At 64.2% G+C, this 15,602-nt stretch carries 13 protein-coding genes and 1 pseudogene; 8 read left to right on the top strand and 6 right to left on the bottom strand.

What is annotated here, in order from left to right; translation table 11 throughout:
• Positions 1-21 precede the first annotated feature (21 nt).
• The 7 genes from ACW18A_RS00735 to ACW18A_RS00705 all read left to right on the top strand — a co-directional run bounded on the left by ACW18A_RS00735 (position 22) and on the right by ACW18A_RS00705 (position 5,272).
• Entirely contained in the window at positions 22-396 is a 375-nt protein-coding gene (locus ACW18A_RS00735; protein ID WP_492022915.1) for a c-type cytochrome, read from the top strand.
• Between the two features lie 103 nt (positions 397-499).
• Positions 500-1,261 carry a Crp/Fnr family transcriptional regulator gene (locus tag ACW18A_RS00730; protein ID WP_492022914.1) on the top strand — a complete coding sequence of 254 codons (762 nt, stop codon included), beginning with the start codon at positions 500-502 and terminating at the stop codon, positions 1,259-1,261.
• A gap of 76 nt (positions 1,262-1,337) precedes the next feature.
• Positions 1,338-1,868, top strand: a complete 531-nt coding sequence (locus ACW18A_RS00725; RefSeq protein WP_492022913.1) for a pyridoxamine 5'-phosphate oxidase family protein — start codon at positions 1,338-1,340, stop codon at positions 1,866-1,868.
• Between the two features lie 195 nt (positions 1,869-2,063).
• Positions 2,064-3,104, top strand: a complete 1,041-nt coding sequence (locus tag ACW18A_RS00720) for a sensor histidine kinase (protein WP_492022912.1) — start codon at positions 2,064-2,066, stop codon at positions 3,102-3,104.
• 4 nt (positions 3,105-3,108) lie between these two features.
• A complete protein-coding gene (locus tag ACW18A_RS00715; protein ID WP_492022911.1) occupies positions 3,109-3,795 on the top strand; it encodes a VIT1/CCC1 transporter family protein in 687 nt (228 codons plus the stop codon).
• Positions 3,792-4,772, top strand: a complete 981-nt coding sequence (locus tag ACW18A_RS00710; protein ID WP_492022910.1) for an L-lactate dehydrogenase — start codon at positions 3,792-3,794, stop codon at positions 4,770-4,772. Before ACW18A_RS00715 ends, ACW18A_RS00710 begins: the two co-directional genes overlap by 4 nt.
• A 56-nt stretch (positions 4,773-4,828) precedes the next feature.
• On the top strand, positions 4,829-5,272 hold the full coding sequence (locus ACW18A_RS00705; RefSeq protein WP_492022909.1) for a c-type cytochrome: 444 nt from the start codon (positions 4,829-4,831) through the stop codon (positions 5,270-5,272).
• Here the strand turns inward: ACW18A_RS00705 and ACW18A_RS00700 are convergent.
• Positions 5,263-5,913 carry a YoaK family protein gene (locus ACW18A_RS00700; protein ID WP_492022908.1) on the bottom strand — a complete coding sequence of 217 codons (651 nt, stop codon included), beginning with the start codon at positions 5,911-5,913 and terminating at the stop codon, positions 5,263-5,265. The two genes, ACW18A_RS00705 and ACW18A_RS00700, sit on opposite strands and share 10 nt — an antisense overlap.
• A 2-nt stretch (positions 5,914-5,915) precedes the next feature.
• Positions 5,916-7,616, bottom strand: a pseudogene (locus ACW18A_RS00695) (copper-translocating P-type ATPase); the annotation flags it as partial.
• Positions 7,617-7,915: 299 nt separating this feature from the next.
• Between ACW18A_RS00695 and ACW18A_RS00690 the strand changes: the two are divergent.
• The gene (locus ACW18A_RS00690) at positions 7,916-9,028 is read left to right on the top strand and encodes a DNA methyltransferase (protein WP_492022907.1); all 1,113 of its coding nucleotides are present in this window, start codon (positions 7,916-7,918) and stop codon (positions 9,026-9,028) included.
• On the opposite strand, the gene ACW18A_RS00685 is transcribed toward ACW18A_RS00690, so the two are convergent.
• From ACW18A_RS00685 to ACW18A_RS00670, 4 genes are read right to left on the bottom strand one after another with little or no spacing between them, the layout of a single operon-like run.
• Positions 8,977-9,729, bottom strand: coding sequence for a M48 family metallopeptidase (locus ACW18A_RS00685; protein ID WP_492022906.1), 753 nt, complete (start codon positions 9,727-9,729; stop codon positions 8,977-8,979). The genes ACW18A_RS00690 and ACW18A_RS00685 overlap by 52 nt on opposite strands.
• Complete coding sequence (locus ACW18A_RS00680) at positions 9,729-12,776, bottom strand: type I restriction endonuclease subunit R (RefSeq protein WP_492022905.1); 3,048 nt, start codon at positions 12,774-12,776, stop codon at positions 9,729-9,731. The genes ACW18A_RS00685 and ACW18A_RS00680 overlap by 1 nt, the downstream gene beginning before the upstream one ends.
• The gene (locus ACW18A_RS00675; protein ID WP_492022904.1) at positions 12,773-13,987 is read right to left on the bottom strand and encodes a restriction endonuclease subunit S; all 1,215 of its coding nucleotides are present in this window, start codon (positions 13,985-13,987) and stop codon (positions 12,773-12,775) included. The genes ACW18A_RS00680 and ACW18A_RS00675 overlap by 4 nt, the downstream gene beginning before the upstream one ends.
• Entirely contained in the window at positions 13,977-15,476 is a 1,500-nt protein-coding gene (locus tag ACW18A_RS00670; protein WP_492022903.1) for a type I restriction-modification system subunit M, read from the bottom strand. The genes ACW18A_RS00675 and ACW18A_RS00670 overlap by 11 nt, the downstream gene beginning before the upstream one ends.
• Positions 15,477-15,602: the final 126 nt, after the last annotated feature.

The following is a 15,602-nucleotide window of genomic DNA, read 5'->3' as shown; positions in this document are numbered from 1 at the left end:
CTACCGGTCAGGAGGACGCCTGTGAGACATCTTGTTGCCGTCGCCGTGCTGCTCGGGCTCACGGGCTGTGCGGTTCATTCCCTCGTGCCGGTGAGACGAGTCCCACGGGTTGACCTCTCCACTCAGAACGTCGTCGCGCAGCAGCGCGGAGCGGCCTATGCCGAGGCGAACTGCGCCGGCTGCCATGCCGTGGGCGTGGCGGGCGAAAGTCCGCTGCCCGCCGCGCCCCGTTTCAGGGAGCTCGGCCTGCGCTACCCTGTCGACGACCTGGCCGAAGCGTTCGCCGAGGGCATCGACACCGCCCACCCGTCCATGCCCGAGTTCGTGATGTCGACGGAGGAAAACTCAGATCTGATCGCCTATCTGAAGAGCATTCAGGGTCAATCAACTCACTGATCCCGTCCACCATCAAGTTTCCAGCTTCACCATTGGAGGCATTGAGTTGATCCAGATCAATAAACCGACTCGGTAATCACCCGTTTCAGGCGCACACTGGGACATGGTCGTTGTCCTGAAGCCTTCGCTTGCGCCGCGACCACCGTCCCCGCCGGGTTGCGCCGATCGGCCGGAAGACAGCGACTGCACCAGCTGCGGTGCCCGCGTGCTGAGCCTCTGCGGGGCCGCTGACGACGCGGACCTGCAGCGCCTCAGCGACCTGGCCGAGGTCATCAGTCTCAAATCCGGCGCCGCCCTCATCCGCGAGGGCGAGCCTGCGCCCCACGTCTTCAACATCACGGCGGGATCGCTGAGGGTCTACAAGCTCCTGCCCGACGGGCGTCGACAGATCACCGGCTTCCTGTTCGCGGGCGACTTTCTCGGTCTGGCGATCGGCGAGACCTCTCCGTTCTCTGCCGAGGCGATGGAAGCCTCCTCCGTCTGCCGCTTTCGAAAGGGTCCGTTCCGCGCCCTGGTCGCGAACTCGCCGCCTCTGGAGCACATGCTGCTTCACCGCACCTCCCACGAACTGGCGGCTGCGGAGAACCAGATGCTGCTGCTGGGCCGCAAGACCGCGATCGAGCGTATGGCGTCCTTCCTGCTCGACCTGCCCGGTCACGACCCCGCGCGCCCGAGCGCGCCCGGTCACGTGCGCCTGCCCATGAGGCGCGGCGAGATCGCAGACTATCTGGGTTTAACGATCGAGACGGTCAGCCGCGTTCTGACCCGGATGAAGGTCATGGGCCTGATCTCGATCCCGTCGCAGAATGAACTCATCGTCGAGCGGTCGGAACGACTTCGCCAGCACGCCTCAGGCGAGATCTGAGCGGCGGGCCTTGCGCCAGATCAAGGTTTGCGTGGCTCGGGCGGGGTAATTGCCGTCATCGACGGAGCACCAGCCCATGACCACCCCGGCCCCATATCCGCCCATTCACGGTGCCGCTGTGGAAACCATCGTACAGCTGCTGGAGCATGAGCGGCTGATGAGCGTCGCCACCCTCCGGGCGGACGGCTGGCCCCAGGTCACCACGGTCGGCTACATCAACGAAGGCCTGAACCTGTATTTCGTCACCGGGCGCGAAAGCCAGAAACTGGCCAACCTCGAGGCCGACCCCCGTGTCTCGATCGCCATCCACTCCAGCATCGAGGTCGGTGGCGCGGTCGGCGTCTCCATGGCGGCGCGGGGACTGGAGGTCATCGACCCGGCCGAGGTCGAGCGCCTGAACCGCCTGATGTTCGCACGTTGGCCCATGGTCAGCGTCTATTGCCCGGCGACCAGCTCGATCGCGATCATTCGGCTCAAGCCCGAACTGATCTGCGCGATCAGCGCCTCGGCCGGACGCAGCAAGACCGAATGCTTCTCATTGGGCGATGCCGGATCCGATGTCAGCCCAGGCCCCGGCGCGGTCAGCCCCGAGGCCCGCCTGTTCTGATCAGGACTGTGAGAGGCGAACCTGGGCGAAGGTGGCGGCTCAGGGTTTTCGGGGTGGCGAGGGTCATGAGGAGGCGACTTTGGATGACGCGCCATCCCGGCGGATCGGCAGACCAAAATCGGTGATCTGGATCAAGGCTGGAGCGAGATGAACACCCTAGGGTCCGGTGATGCAGTCCCCCGGGGTGGACCATCCATGCTGATGACATCGCTCGAGCCTCCCTCCGAGATCGCCTTGAACCTGGCGCTGTCGCTCATTTCCGCCTCGGTCGCGCCGGCGCTTCTGCTGGACGACGACCTGTCGATCGTGGCCGCCAGCCAGAGTTTTCTCGAGGCCTTCGATGTGGGGCCGGAGGACATTCCGGGAGCGCGCCTCGCCGACCTCGGCGGGGGCGAATGGAATGTGCCGCAACTCTGGTCGCTGCTGACGGCGACGGCCCATGGCCAGGCCTCGGTTCGCGCCTGTGAGATGGACCTGAAGGCCAGGGACGGCGTGCGACGTCTGATCCTGCATGTCCAGCGTCTCGCGTACGGAAATGCAGACGGCATCCGGCTGCTTCTGTCCATCGAGGACGTCACCGAAGCGCGCGCGAGGGAGCGAAGGAAGGACGACCTGATCCGGGAAAAGACGGTCCTTTTCCAGGAGGTCCAGCACCGCACCGCCAACAGCTTGCAGATCATCGCCAGCGTCCTGATGCAGGGGATCCGAAAGACCTGCTCCGACGAGAGCCGTGCTCATCTCCGCGACGCCCACCAGCGGATTCTGTCGGTCGCTACCGTCCAGCGCCACCTCGCCGGGTCCACGCTCGGCGATGTCGAACTCCGCGGCTATTTCACCGACCTGTGCCGCGGCATCGGCGACTCGATGATCCGCGATCACAACCAGATCAGTCTGAATGTCACCGTCGACGAAAGCATCGGCTCGTCGGGCGAGGCCGTCAGCCTGGGCCTGATCGTCACTGAACTGGTGATCAATGCACTCAAGCACGCCTTTCCTGACGACCGGGACGGGCGGATCGAAGTCGACTACCGTGCCCGGGGCGAGGGCTGGAGCCTGACCGTGCGCGACGATGGCGTCGGCATGCCGCGCGATCGCGGGAATGCCAGGAAGGGCCTGGGCACGGGCATCATCCAGGCCCTCGCCAATCAACTCGGCGCGGTGATCGACATCGCCGACGCCAGGCCGGGTGTCCGCGTGTCGATCGTCTGCGCGCGTCCACCCAGACAAGGGGTCTGAACGCATGCACCGGGAACGCCATCTCTTCGGGCGGGTCGGCTGGCTCCGGGCTTCGGTGCTCGGGGCCAATGACGGGATCGTCTCGACGGCCAGTCTGATCGTCGGGGTCGCGGCAGCCGAGGCCGGCCGAAGCGGCATCCTCGTCGCCGGGGTCGCCGGCCTTGTCGCCGGCGCCATGTCGATGGCGGCCGGGGAATATGTCTCCGTCAGCTCCCAGTCCGACACGGAGAAGGCGGACATCGACCGGGAGCGCGGGGAGCTTGCCGCGTCGCCCGAGGCTGAACTGCGCGAGTTGTCGGGCTTCTACGCTGCGCGGGGATTGACGACGGAGCTGGCGGACGAGGTCGCCAGGCAGCTGACGGCGACCGACGCGCTTGCGGCTCACGTGCGCGATGAACTGGGCATCTCCGAGATCACGACAGCGCGCCCGATCCAGGCCGCCTTCGCCTCCGCGATGGCCTTCTCGATCGGCGCGGCCGTTCCCCTGATCGCTGCCGCTGTCGCCCCCGTCTCGACCATGATCGCGACGGTCACGGCGGCGGCTGTGGTCAGCCTCGCGCTGCTTGGCGGCATCGGTGCGAAGGCCGGGGGCGCGTCGATGCTGAAGCCGGTGGTTCGGGTGACGCTGTGGGGCGTTCTGGCCATGGCGATCACGGCGGGTATCGGCAGGTTGTTCGGAGCCGTCGTATGACCCGCCGCGACATGACGGAGGCACAGCCCACGGCTGATCCCGGCAGGATCGCGATCATCGGGGCCGGCCACGTCGGGGCGACGGCTGCCTATGCCTTGATGCTCCGCGCGCTGGTCCGCGAAATCGTCCTGATCGACAGCAATCAGGCCCTGGCCGAGACGGAGGCCGCCGACATCGCTGACGCCAACGCCCTGGCACGGCCCGCCCGCGTCCGGGCGGGCGACTACGCCGACGCCGCCTGTGCGGGCATCGCCGTCATCACCGCCGGCAGCGTCACCCATGGCGCGCAGACCCGCCTGTCGGTGGCCGCCGAAAGCGCTGCGATCGTGACAGACTGTGTGGGCTCGCTGATGGACGCAGGCTTTCAGGGCGTCCTCGTCGTTGCAGCCAACCCCGTCGACCTGATGACCCTCGTCGCCCTGCGCCGATCCGGTCTTTCGCCCGCGCGGGTGATCGGAACCGGTACGCTTCTGGACACCAGCCGCCTGAAACAAACCCTGTCGGAGACGCTGAAGGTGTCGCCGGCCTCCGTCGAAGCCTTCGTGCTGGGCGAGCACGGCGACAGCGAGGTCGCGGCCTTCTCCACCGTCCGGATCGGCGGACAGGCTCTGGAACAGTTCTGCGCTGGCTCCGTAGAGCTGGACCAGGCCGCGATCGCGCGTCAGGTCCGCGACGCCGGCTATGACATCGTCAAGGGCAAGGGATACACCTCATACGGGGTGGCGACCGCCATCGTGCGCATCTGCGAGGCCGTTATCCGTGACGAGCGGGCGGTCGTTCCGGTGTCGACCCTGCTGACCGGACAATACGGCCTGTCCGACCTTTGCCTCAGCCTGCCCTGCGTCCTGGGCGCGGGCGGGGTCGAGCGGGTTCTCGCTCCCGACCTCGATCCGGACGAAGCAGTCGCCCTGGCGGCTTCGGGCAGGGTATTGATGACGGCCTTCGCCGCCATCGCGGGAGCCGTGCCGGATCGCTGATTCGCCTTTGACCTGTATCAAGGACGCTCCGCCGGATCGCAGGCCATATCGTCGCCATGGCCACGCAACGCCCGACCACCAGAGCCGTCATATCCGGAGCGCTCCTGCTGCTTGTGTCTTGCAGCACGGCCGACCCGGTGCCCGTCGCCGCGCAGGCGACAACGGCACCGCCCTCTCTTTCGGTCGCGCTGGAGCTCGAGGCCGCATCGCGGGGTCGGGCGATCATGGTCATCGGTTGCGCGAGTTGCCATGCGATCGACCCGACCGGTGCCAGCCCCTTCCCGGCCGCGCCTCCGTTTCGTGACGTCGTTCGTCGTCGGTCTCTCGACGACCTGGAGACGGCCTTTGCGACAGGCCTCGTGACGACCCACCCGGCCATGCCGCCCTACGTCTTCAGGGCCAGCGAGATCGACGACCTGATCGCCTATCTGGGGACCCTCGAGTCAGCGCCTTTGTCCGACGGCCGTGGGCCGGGACAGCGCCGCCCGCCTCAGGGCTGAGGCCTGGGGTCGGGTCCGATAATGATCGTGACGATCGTCAGCGTCGCCATGACAATGACGGCCCCCACCAGGGCGTTCACACCGAACGCATTGTAGGCCAGAGCACCCGCAACAGCGCCGGCCAGCAATCCGGACCAGAGCAGCAGGAACGGCACCCATCCGAAGCGGTCCCCCCCGAGCAGGGCAGCCGTCAGCCGCTTGCCCAGCTTGACCAGGGTGCCGGTCATGTAGGTCAGGCCGATCCTGACCTCGCCGTCTTCCGCAAAGACCGTGTTCTCCGCGCCCATCGCGAGAACCATCGGGATCGCCACGAAAACGCCGGCGCCGATCCAATGCAGGACCACGGCCGACGCCAGCGACCCGGTGACCAGGCCCAGTACCGCCGGACGTCGATGCGTCTTCGAGATCCGGCCCACGACGGCTCCAGCCATCACGCCGACGACGAAGGTCACCAGCAAGGCGGCGGCGAACGCCGTGTTGGGTGCCCCCTCCGCCAACCCGATCCCGAGACGGGTCGAGTTCCCGCTCATGAAGGACACGAAGAACCCGCCCGTCATCAGAAAGCCGATCGCATCGACGTAACCTGCGACCCCCGAGAAACAGGCCGCGAGGCCCCGTATGCGGCGATCATAACGGAGCATCGCTAAAGTCTGACGGACCTGAGCCTGAGCGCATTGGCGATCACGCTGACCGACGACAGCGCCATGGCGAGCGCCGCCAGGGCCGGGGACAGCATCCATCCGAACGCCGGATAGAGGACGCCCGCGGCGACCGGTATGCCGATCGCGTTGTAGCCGAAGGCGAACAGAAGATTTTGCCGGATGTTGCTCATAACGGCCTTCGACAGGCGTCTGGCCCGCACCAGTCCGTCCAGATCGCCGCCCAGAAGGGTGACTCCTGCGCTCTCGATAGCGACATCCGATCCCGTGCCCATGGCGACGCCCACGTCGGCCGCCGCGAGCGCCGGGGCGTCATTGACCCCATCCCCTACCATGGCGACGATACGACCCTGGCCGCGCAGGCGGGCGACGACGGCGGCCTTGTCTTGCGGCAGCACCTCGGCCTGAACCTCATCGATGCCCAGCCCCCGGGCGACGACTTCGGCGGTCGTCCGGTTGTCGCCGGTGATCATGACAAGCTTCAGGCCTGCCGCCTTCAGAGCCTTGATCGCATCCGGAGTGGTCACCTTCACGGGGTCGGAGATGCCGAGAACGCCAGCCACCTGTCCGTCAACCGCGACGAAGATCGCCGTTGCGCCCTTCGCCCTCAGGTCATCCGCCTGCTTCGCCATACCGGAGATATCGACCGGGAGGTCATTGAGGAAGCTCGCATTGCCCAGCGCGACCGCCTTCCCCTCGACGACGCCCGAGACGCCCCGACCGACCGGACTATCGAAATCTTTCGCCTCGGCAAGGTCGAGCTTCCGGTCCAACGCCGCGCGGATGATCGCTTCGGCCAGCGGATGTTCGCTGCCCCGTTCGAGGCTGGCGCAGAGCCGCAGCAGCTCTGTCTCGTCGAATCCCTTCGCAGGCAGGATCGTCGTCACCGAAGGTCGCCCCTCGGTGAGGGTGCCGGTCTTGTCGAGGATCAAGGTATCGACCTTCTCGAACCGTTCGAGGGCCTCGGCGTCGCGGATCAGGATGCCTGCCCGCGCGCCGCGTCCGACCCCCACCATGATCGAAATGGGCGTGGCGAGCCCAAGCGCGCAGGGGCAGGCGATAATCAGCACCGAGACCGCCGCCAGCAGGGCGTAGGACAGGCGCGGATCCGGCCCGATCCAGGCCCAGACGAGAGCCGCGACGCCTGCGATCAGAATGACCGCAGGCACGAACCAGCCAGAGACTGTGTCCGCCAGCCTCTGGATCGGCGCCCGGCTTCGCTGGGCCTGGGCGACCATCTGGACGATCCGGGACAGTAGCGTATCCGCGCCGACATGGTCCGCGCGCATGATGAAGGAACCGGTCATGTTCAACGATCCCGCCACTACGGAGGCCCCGACATCCTTCGTCGCCGGCATGGACTCTCCAGTGATGAGGGACTCGTCGATGGCGACCCGGCCTTCGAGGATTTCGCCATCGACCGGAACCTGCTCTCCAGGCCGGACGCGAAGCCGGTCACCGATGGCAACAAGGACCAGGTCAACATCTTCGTCGGCCCCATCGTCGCGAACACGTCGGGCCGACTTTGGCGTCAGGTTCAGCAGCGTGCGGATCGCGCCCGAGGTCTGCTCGCGCGCCCGCAGTTCCAGAATCTGCCCCAGCAGCACCAGCACCGTGATGACCGCCGCCGCTTCGAAATAGACCGGGGCGCTGCCGTCCCTCTGTCGCAGGGCGGGCGGAAACAGGTCAGTCGATCGATGGCGTAGCCAGAGGTCGATGACCGAGAGGAGTGGCCGGACGCGCTTGCGCGGATGGCCCTGAGAGATGGAGGTAGAACTACGGGTAGTCATAGCCCGATTTCAAATTCGCAGTGCAGGAACGCCAACCAACTCGAACGAACTGGCGAATCGATCGGTAAACGTTTCTCACTGAATTGAGCCCACTAGCGGCTAGCGAGATCGGCCTTTTGGTCCACGATTCTACCATATCCGAGACGGCGGTTCGTATCGGTTTAGCCATCCGCGAAGTCCGCAGGGCGAAGCGGATGACGCAGGACGAACTACGCCTAGCGGCCTTGATCGATCTCGCTACCGCTCGAAACATCGAGCGAGGCGACGGATCAGTGCGATCTCTTCTCGCTGTGCTTGCGGCGTTGAAACTTCGCTTCGCCTTTCAGGCACCGGCCGAATCCCTCGGATCGGCGATTGCACGAGTTCGTCGATCGGCTGGTCTCCCTCAATCGCAACTCGCCGCCCTTGTTGGAATCGCCAAGCCGACCGTGATTCAGGTGGAGAGGGGACGTGGAAACATCCGCAGTCTGCTGCGAGTGATGGCGGGTCTCAATCTCCAAACCATGCTCGTCGATCACGAGCAATCGGTCCGGGACTGCACTCTAATTCTTGGTGACTGCATGATCGAGATGGCTGGGCTGGCCGACGCCTCGATCCATGCCATCATCGCCGATCTTCCCTACAATCTGACCGTCCACGAATGGGACCAAGCCTTACCGCTAGACGCGATGTGGGATGAGTTCAGAAGGCTTCTCAAGCCGAACGGTGTGGTGGTGCTGACAGCCAGTCAGCCCTTCACGACCCACCTCGCAGCGTCGAACTTGGCTTGGCTGAAATACTCCCTTGTCTGGGAGAAGAGCCGCGCGACTGGCTTCCTCCACGCCAAGCGCAAACCGATGAAGAAGCATGAGGACATTCTCGTTTTCTCTCCTGCGACGGCTGTGCAGGCGGGCAAATCAAAGCGACCGATGACCTATAATCCGCAGGGAGTTCGAGATCGGTCGCCATCGGCGCCGGTGGACGCTCCGGCGACTGTGCTCCGGGGTGAGCGATCGATGTATCGGAACAAGCCGATCACCGGGCGTGGAAGCCACCAAACCCTGACCGACTACCCAACGTCCATCTTACGGTTCCCCTCCGAAGCGCAGCCGGTCCATCCCTCTCAGAAGCCGCTTGAACTCATGCGCTATCTCGTCCGAACCTACACCAACGAAGGCGACACCGTGCTCGACTGCTGCATGGGATCAGGGACGACCGGCTTGGCCGCGATTCAGGAGGGGCGGAGATTTGTCGGGATCGAACGCGATCCGACCTTCTATGGGGTCGCGGAAAGCCGACTTAGGAATCCAGCGTCCAACGCTCCCTGATGCATATCGAGCCACCCCTTCGGCCGTTCGTAGCCCGGCAACAGCGTCGCCAGATAGGCCCAGAATTCCGGCCCGTGCGACCGCACCCTCAGGTGTGCCAACTCGTGGACCACGACGTATTCCAGCACCGCTTTCGGCGCGAACACTAGCGTCCAGTTGATCAGGATAGAGCCAGTCAGACCGCAGGCGCCCCAGCCGGTCTTCATGTCCGCGACCCGGATCGTGCGTGGCTTCAGACCGAACCGTCTGCGATAGGCGGCCGCAATCTCCATCACGTCGCGTCGAACTCGCCGCTTTAGCCAGAGCTTGATCTCGGTGGCGACGATGTCGTCCTGATCCTCGTCGCGGACCCATGATGGCAGGTCCACAAGGAAGCCGTTGCGGTAGTCTATCTCGACGCGCGGGCCGTCATGACGGCGGACGGTGAGACGCGCATTCCGGCCCCGGAAGGGAATCTTCGAACCGGTCATGAAGCGCGGGACCACGGCGCGCTTGGCCGTCGCGGTTTCAAGCTCGCGCAGGGTGTTGAAGAGCCATTGCCGCTTGCGGTTCAGGAAGGCGTCGATCTCCGCATCGTCATCCGTGGTGAGGGCCAGCACCTCGACATGGCCGGGCGTGACCGTGATCCGACGCTCAGAGATCGTCGCTGTGCGCCGAAGCTCGTAGGCCACCTCGGTCTGGCCGATGCGAACCATGCCCATCAGTGCGATCCGGCGTAGGCGTGGATGGCGTAGTTCTCGATCTCGTCCCTGACGGCGTTGGCGTCGCCTAGTTCGAGCGGACGCAGCACCTTCCGAACGTCCCGGCGAAGCTCTTTCTTGTAGCTGTCCATAAAGAACCAAGACGGCTGGCTGGCCTGTGCGGCGGCGTAGAGATCGCCGACCTCGACTGCGACGGCCTGAAGGGCACTGTGCTCGGCATCCGGAGCATGCGGCTCCATGATCCGCAGGATGGCGAAAGCGCGCTCGTCCATGCCCAGTTCGGTGTGGGCGCCAGCCTCGGCCTCGATCCTGCCGGTCAGGTCTTCGAACGCCTTGAGACCCTCGCCAGCAGCGATTTGCCCTTCCTCGAACCTGCGGATGATCTCAATCACCCGCTCGGAGAAGCGGCCGTATTGGGCCGGGTTCTTATCAACGAGTTCGCGGGTCACTCGCTTCAGTTCGGCGGCCTTGCGGATGAAGGATTCCTTCTGCTCCTCCTCCGTCCGTCCATCGGTCTGGAAGTCGTCCTTGAAGTCGGGATCGGTGATGTTGCGGAGGCGGACGGTCGTGCTCAGGCCGGTGGCGCGAACGTGCTCTTCCAGCATGTCCCTGATCTTGCCGGAGTAGGTCAGGTGGTCGAGGCTTTCGTCCTTGGTGATCGCCTGTTGGGCCAACCTCAGGAACGCGGCGGTCCACTTCATGTCCTCGGTGAAGTCGAGGATGGCCGGGTCGGGCGACAGGTCGCCATAGGTCCGCACGAAGTGGCGGCCGAGCCGCTGAAGCTCGAACCAGTCGTCCTCGCGGCCATCCGAGACGAGCTTCTCAACAGCGTAGGCGGCGGCCTTTTCATCCATGCCGTTGAGACCCATCAGACGCTTCAGGCGCATGAACTCGGCGTGGGTCTTCCGCAGATCGCGTCGCAGCAGGTCGAGGTCGATCAGCGCATTCTGAACATCGTCAGCGCGATAGGACGACAGTGCGTCTTCGAGGTTCTGGGTCACCCCGATGTAGTCCACGATCCGGCCGTGGGGCTTATCGACCGAAGTGCCATCCGGTCGCTTGACCGAGCAAGTGCGGTTGGTCCGGGCGATGGCCTGAAGCAGACCGTGCTCGCGAAGGGGCTTGTCGAGATACATGACGTGCTCGTTCGGCGCGTCGAAGCCGGTCAGCAGCTTGTCACAGACGATCAGGAAGCTGGGTTCGTCGGTATTGGCCTTGAACGCCTTTTTGGCCACCTTCTCCCCGTCGTCGTCGAGGAAGTAGGCATTCAACTGCTGGCGCACGCTTTCAATGACCGGGTCGTCGGACGGGTAGCCGTCCGTCTGGGCCTTGGAGAAGACGCAGCTAATCATCCGATGGGCCTTCGCCGCCGCGTCGGTCTCAGCGATCCCATCCTTGATCAGGTCGGTGGTGATCACCTCGGCCAAGGCCGCGCGGTAGAGCACGACCGACTCGCGGTCGATGGCGACGATCTGAGCCTTGAAGCCGTCCGGGCGGCAGGTCTGTTTGAAGTGCTCCCAGATGTCGCGGGCGATGAGCCGGATGCGCTCCGGGTGCTTGGCGATCAGGGCGAGGCTGACGCCCTTCTGCTTCAACTTCTCACGCTTCTCATCGGGAAGATCGACGAACCAGCGGTCGAACAGGATGTCGATCTCGCTCTCGTTGATCGACCAGTCGGTCTTCCTGCCTTCGTAGAGGATCGGCACGGTGGCGCCGTCACGCACGGCATCGTCGATCCCGTATTTGTCGAGGTAGGTCTCGCCCGGCTCGCTGAAGCGGGCGTAGGTGTCCTTGTCGGCCTTCTTGATCGGCGTGCCGGTGAAGCCGAAGAAGCGCGCGTTTGGCAGGGTCGCGGACAGGAAGGCCCCGAGGTCTTTTTCTTGCGTGCGGTGGCACTCGTCCACCAGCACGATCCAGTCCTCAGAGTTCGGAATCGGCTCCTTGGAGCCTTGGAACTTGAAGATCGTGGACATCAGGATTTGGCCCGAGCCGCCGCGCGCTACCGCCTCGCGCAACTCCCCGACCGAAGCTGCCTGCTTCGGGTTGGGAAGGCCACAGGCGACGAACGTCTTGGCGATCTGGTCGTCCAGATCAATCCGGTCTGTCAGGACGAGAATGTTGGGATTCTGAAGCGTCGGCGCGTCCAGCGTCAGATGCGTCTTCAGCTTCAGGGCGAGGAACACCATCGTCAGGCTCTTGCCCGACCCCTGCGTGTGCCAGATCAAGCCCTTCTTCTTCGTCCCCTCGGCGACGCGGTTCACCGCCTTGTTGACGGCCCGGAACTGCTGATAGCGGCAGACCTTCTTTATCCGCTGGCCGTCGTCGGGGTCCGTCTCGAAGACGATAAAGTGGGCCAGCAGGTCCAGCAGCCGCGACGGCTCCAACAGGCACCACAAGTCTTTCGACAGGTCGTCGGCGAACTCATCGCGCGTGCGCGGCCACGGGTCTGGCCACGGCGCGTAGAACTTCGCCGGAGCGCGAGTTGCGCCATACAAGGTCGCCATGCCGTCCGTGACGATGCTGAAGGCGTTGGGATAGAAGAGGCGCGGGATATCGCGCTCATACTGCTTGATCTGCTCGAACGCCTGACCGGATCGGTCCGCTGCCTTCAGCGGGCATTTGGCCTCGACGACGACCAGCGGGATGCCGTTGACGAACACCACAAGGTCGGCGATCCGCGACCGCTGCGCCTCGACCTTGAACTGACGCACGACGTGGTAGCGGTTCCTATCGGGTCGTTTGAAGTCGATCAGAGCGACTGGCCTGTCCTTGGCCTCGCCCTTCAGTCGCCGGGAATATGCGCCTCGCAAACGCCGCTGCCATTCCTCGTTGTCCGACAGGGTGGACAGGTCGCTGTAGATCGCCTCGGCGTCCTCGGCGCCCAGCCCCTCGTTCAAAGCCTGAAGGCCCTCGATCAGCACCGGCTTCAGCAGGACGCGGTTCGCCTCCTGCCGCATCAACATCGCCGCCTCGGGATGAAGCGCGACGTAGCCCATGGCTGTCAGAGCATCGAGCGCGGGCTTCTCGGCGAGGCGGTATTCGCTCATGCGGGCACCCTGACACTGCCGGAGAGGAGGTCGGAGGCGAGACTTCTCTTTAAGCCGCCCGATTGGATGAGCGACTCAACCGCGCGGTCGAGTGCGACATCAATCTCTTCGAGCACCCTTGCCACTGTGATCTGCGTGGTTAGCGGGGGGCACGGGATCGGAAGTTGACGGATATCGCCCACACGGACATGGCCAACTGTCGAACCGCCTCCAAGATTTCGAAGGTGGTCCTGAACTGGCTCACTTTGAAGTGCGTAGAGCAGGAATGAGCTATCAAGTTTTGTAGGCTCTGGACGATAGAGCATCATCCTCTGACCCAAGCAGATAGGCTCGTCCTGCGGCACAGCGCAGACCTCACCAATCGGGGCCTCGCGCGTGATCAATACGTCTCCTACTCTGGGACGGCCCCGACGAGTCCACTCGTCAAAGGACGCAGGATCGGTTCGCACGAGGTTGTGGCGCACAAACCGCCCGCGTCGGACATTAGGCGTTCGGACCACGGCGAATCCGGTCTCAGTGATAGGGGGCGTTCGATTTTTACAATCAATCACGGCTCCACAGATGGCTTCCGCCGGGACTGCTGCCCACCCATTGGGAAGCGGGCCGAGAATGGTGTCCTCGAACTCCTCACCGTCAGCCGCAGTAAACAAGTCTCGAAGCGCAAGTTTGCGTAGGAGCCGCAGATGGGTGACCGACAGGTCATTCAGTCGATGAACATCATCAACCGACCGGAGCACCTCAGCTATTCGCCGTTGCTCTTCGATAGGGGGGAGCAGTGTGTGGAAAGCGAGCAGCGAACGAGCATGCGCTCTCGGCATCTTGGTTCCAGCGGCTTGGGAAACAGCATGCTCGATCACGGGGTCAGATGACAGGACCCTGAATGCGAAATCGGGATCAACCTGCGGCTTCGCGCGAAACACGACGATATCGGTCGAGCAGATGCCATCGAAGTCAGGGCGAGCCACCTTTTTCAGGTTGGGACGCAGTTTTCCAAACAGGGTGTCGCCCGCGACAAATCCAGATTTTTGACTGGTTGCCGCACTGGCCCGGCCAATTGAAACGATTGTGCCTGTGCCTTGTCCGATATCTTCCAATCCCAGATAGGGAAAATCGAGGTCGGCGATAGCTTGCGGATCGACCCGCTCCGAAATCTCCATGACCAAATCGGAGATTCGGCCGGACGCCCACCCGGCTACTGGATCACGGGACATATCCGAGCCTCTTCAGGTGCCCGAACATCACAGCTTCGGCCTCGTTTCGTTTCTCGATGAGGTCTTGGAGCTTGGCCACCTCTTCGGCGACATCCATAGCATCTGCGTCCGCTCCGGTCTGGACGTAGCGGCTGATGTTCAGATTCGACTCGTTGGCTGCGATCTCCTCGACAGGCACGACGCGCGCCAGCTTCCCGATGTCTGCGAAGCCGTGGAAGGCGTCGGCCATCGTCCGCACATTGGCGTCGGTGAGATGGTTCTGGGCCTTGCCGGGTGTGAACGTCGCGTCTCCGTTGACGACCAACACCTTGCCCTTCCGGTCGGCTGGCTTCGTCTTGCGGATGATCAGGATCGCCGCCGGGATGCCCGCGCCGTAGAACAGGTTGGGTGCCAGTCCGATCACCGCTTCGATCACGTCGGCCTTCAGCATGGCCTCGCGGATGCGACCCTCGGCACCACCCCGGAACAACACACCGTGAGGCACGACCACGCCCAGCATGCCATCGTCCTTCAGTGAGGCGACCATGTGCTGAACGAAAGCCAGATCACCGTAGCCCTTGGGCGGCACGCCGTAGACATCGCGCCCGTATTGATCTCCGTTGGTCCACACTTCGTGACCCCACTCCTTCACCGAGAAGGGCGGGTTGGCCAGCACCCGGTCGTAGGCCCCAATGCCGGGCAGGAATTCACCCGCACGTGGGTCGTATCGCTTCGGATCGAGGACCGTGTCGCCCTTGGCGATGAAGGCGTCGTTGATGTCGTGGAGGAACAGGTTGATCTGGGCGATGGCCCAAGTGTCCAGTTCCTTCTCCTGCCCGTAGAGAGAGAGGCTGCGCGGGTCTTGGCCCTTGGCCTTCAGGTGCTCGACCGCTTCCAGCAACATGCCACCCGATCCACATGTTGGGTCGTAAACGGACATGCCCGGCTGGGGATCGAGACATTCGACGATCAGCTTCACGACCTGCCGGGGCGTGTAGAACTCACCACCCTTCTTGCCCGCCCCCTCGGCGAACTGCTCGATCAGATACATGTAGGCGTCGCCCAGCATGTCGGGCGGCACGTCGCTGTTCCGCAGCCTGTGCTTTTCGAAGTGGGCGAGTAGCCGCTCCAACCGCGCGTCCGGGAAGCGTTCTTGATTGGCGAAGTCCACGTCGCCGAACACGCCCCGCAGACGCAGATTGGCGTCTTCGATCGCGGCGAAGGCATTGTTCAGATGCTGGCCGATCTGGGTGGCGTTCTTCCTGACCGCATTCCAGTTGTGCTGGGGCGGGACGTGGAAGCGGTGCTCCTCAGGATCAGCCGCTTCCTCGCGGTCGCCGGTCTCGGCCAGCAGAACCTCGAACTCCTCGTCCCAGACGTCGCAGAGGCGGCGGTAGAACAGCAGGGCGAAGATGTAGTCCTTGAACTTCCCCGCATCGACGTGGCCGCGCAGGATATCCGCCGCCTTCCAGAGGTGGGTTTCGAGTTCGGATTGCGTAAGCGTAGCCACTGAAGCCCCCAGTGCGTGGAGCGCACCGGATCGTTGAATCTGGCGATGAGTTCGCGGTCAAGCATCCAAGTCAGAATGATCTCGGCCTTCGGCAGCACGGCTAGTGACAGCCCACGAAGATTTCCC

It is taken from the genome of Brevundimonas sp. AVps5 (assembly GCF_058681515.1).
This window is presented reverse-complemented; position numbering and strand designations above follow the sequence as displayed.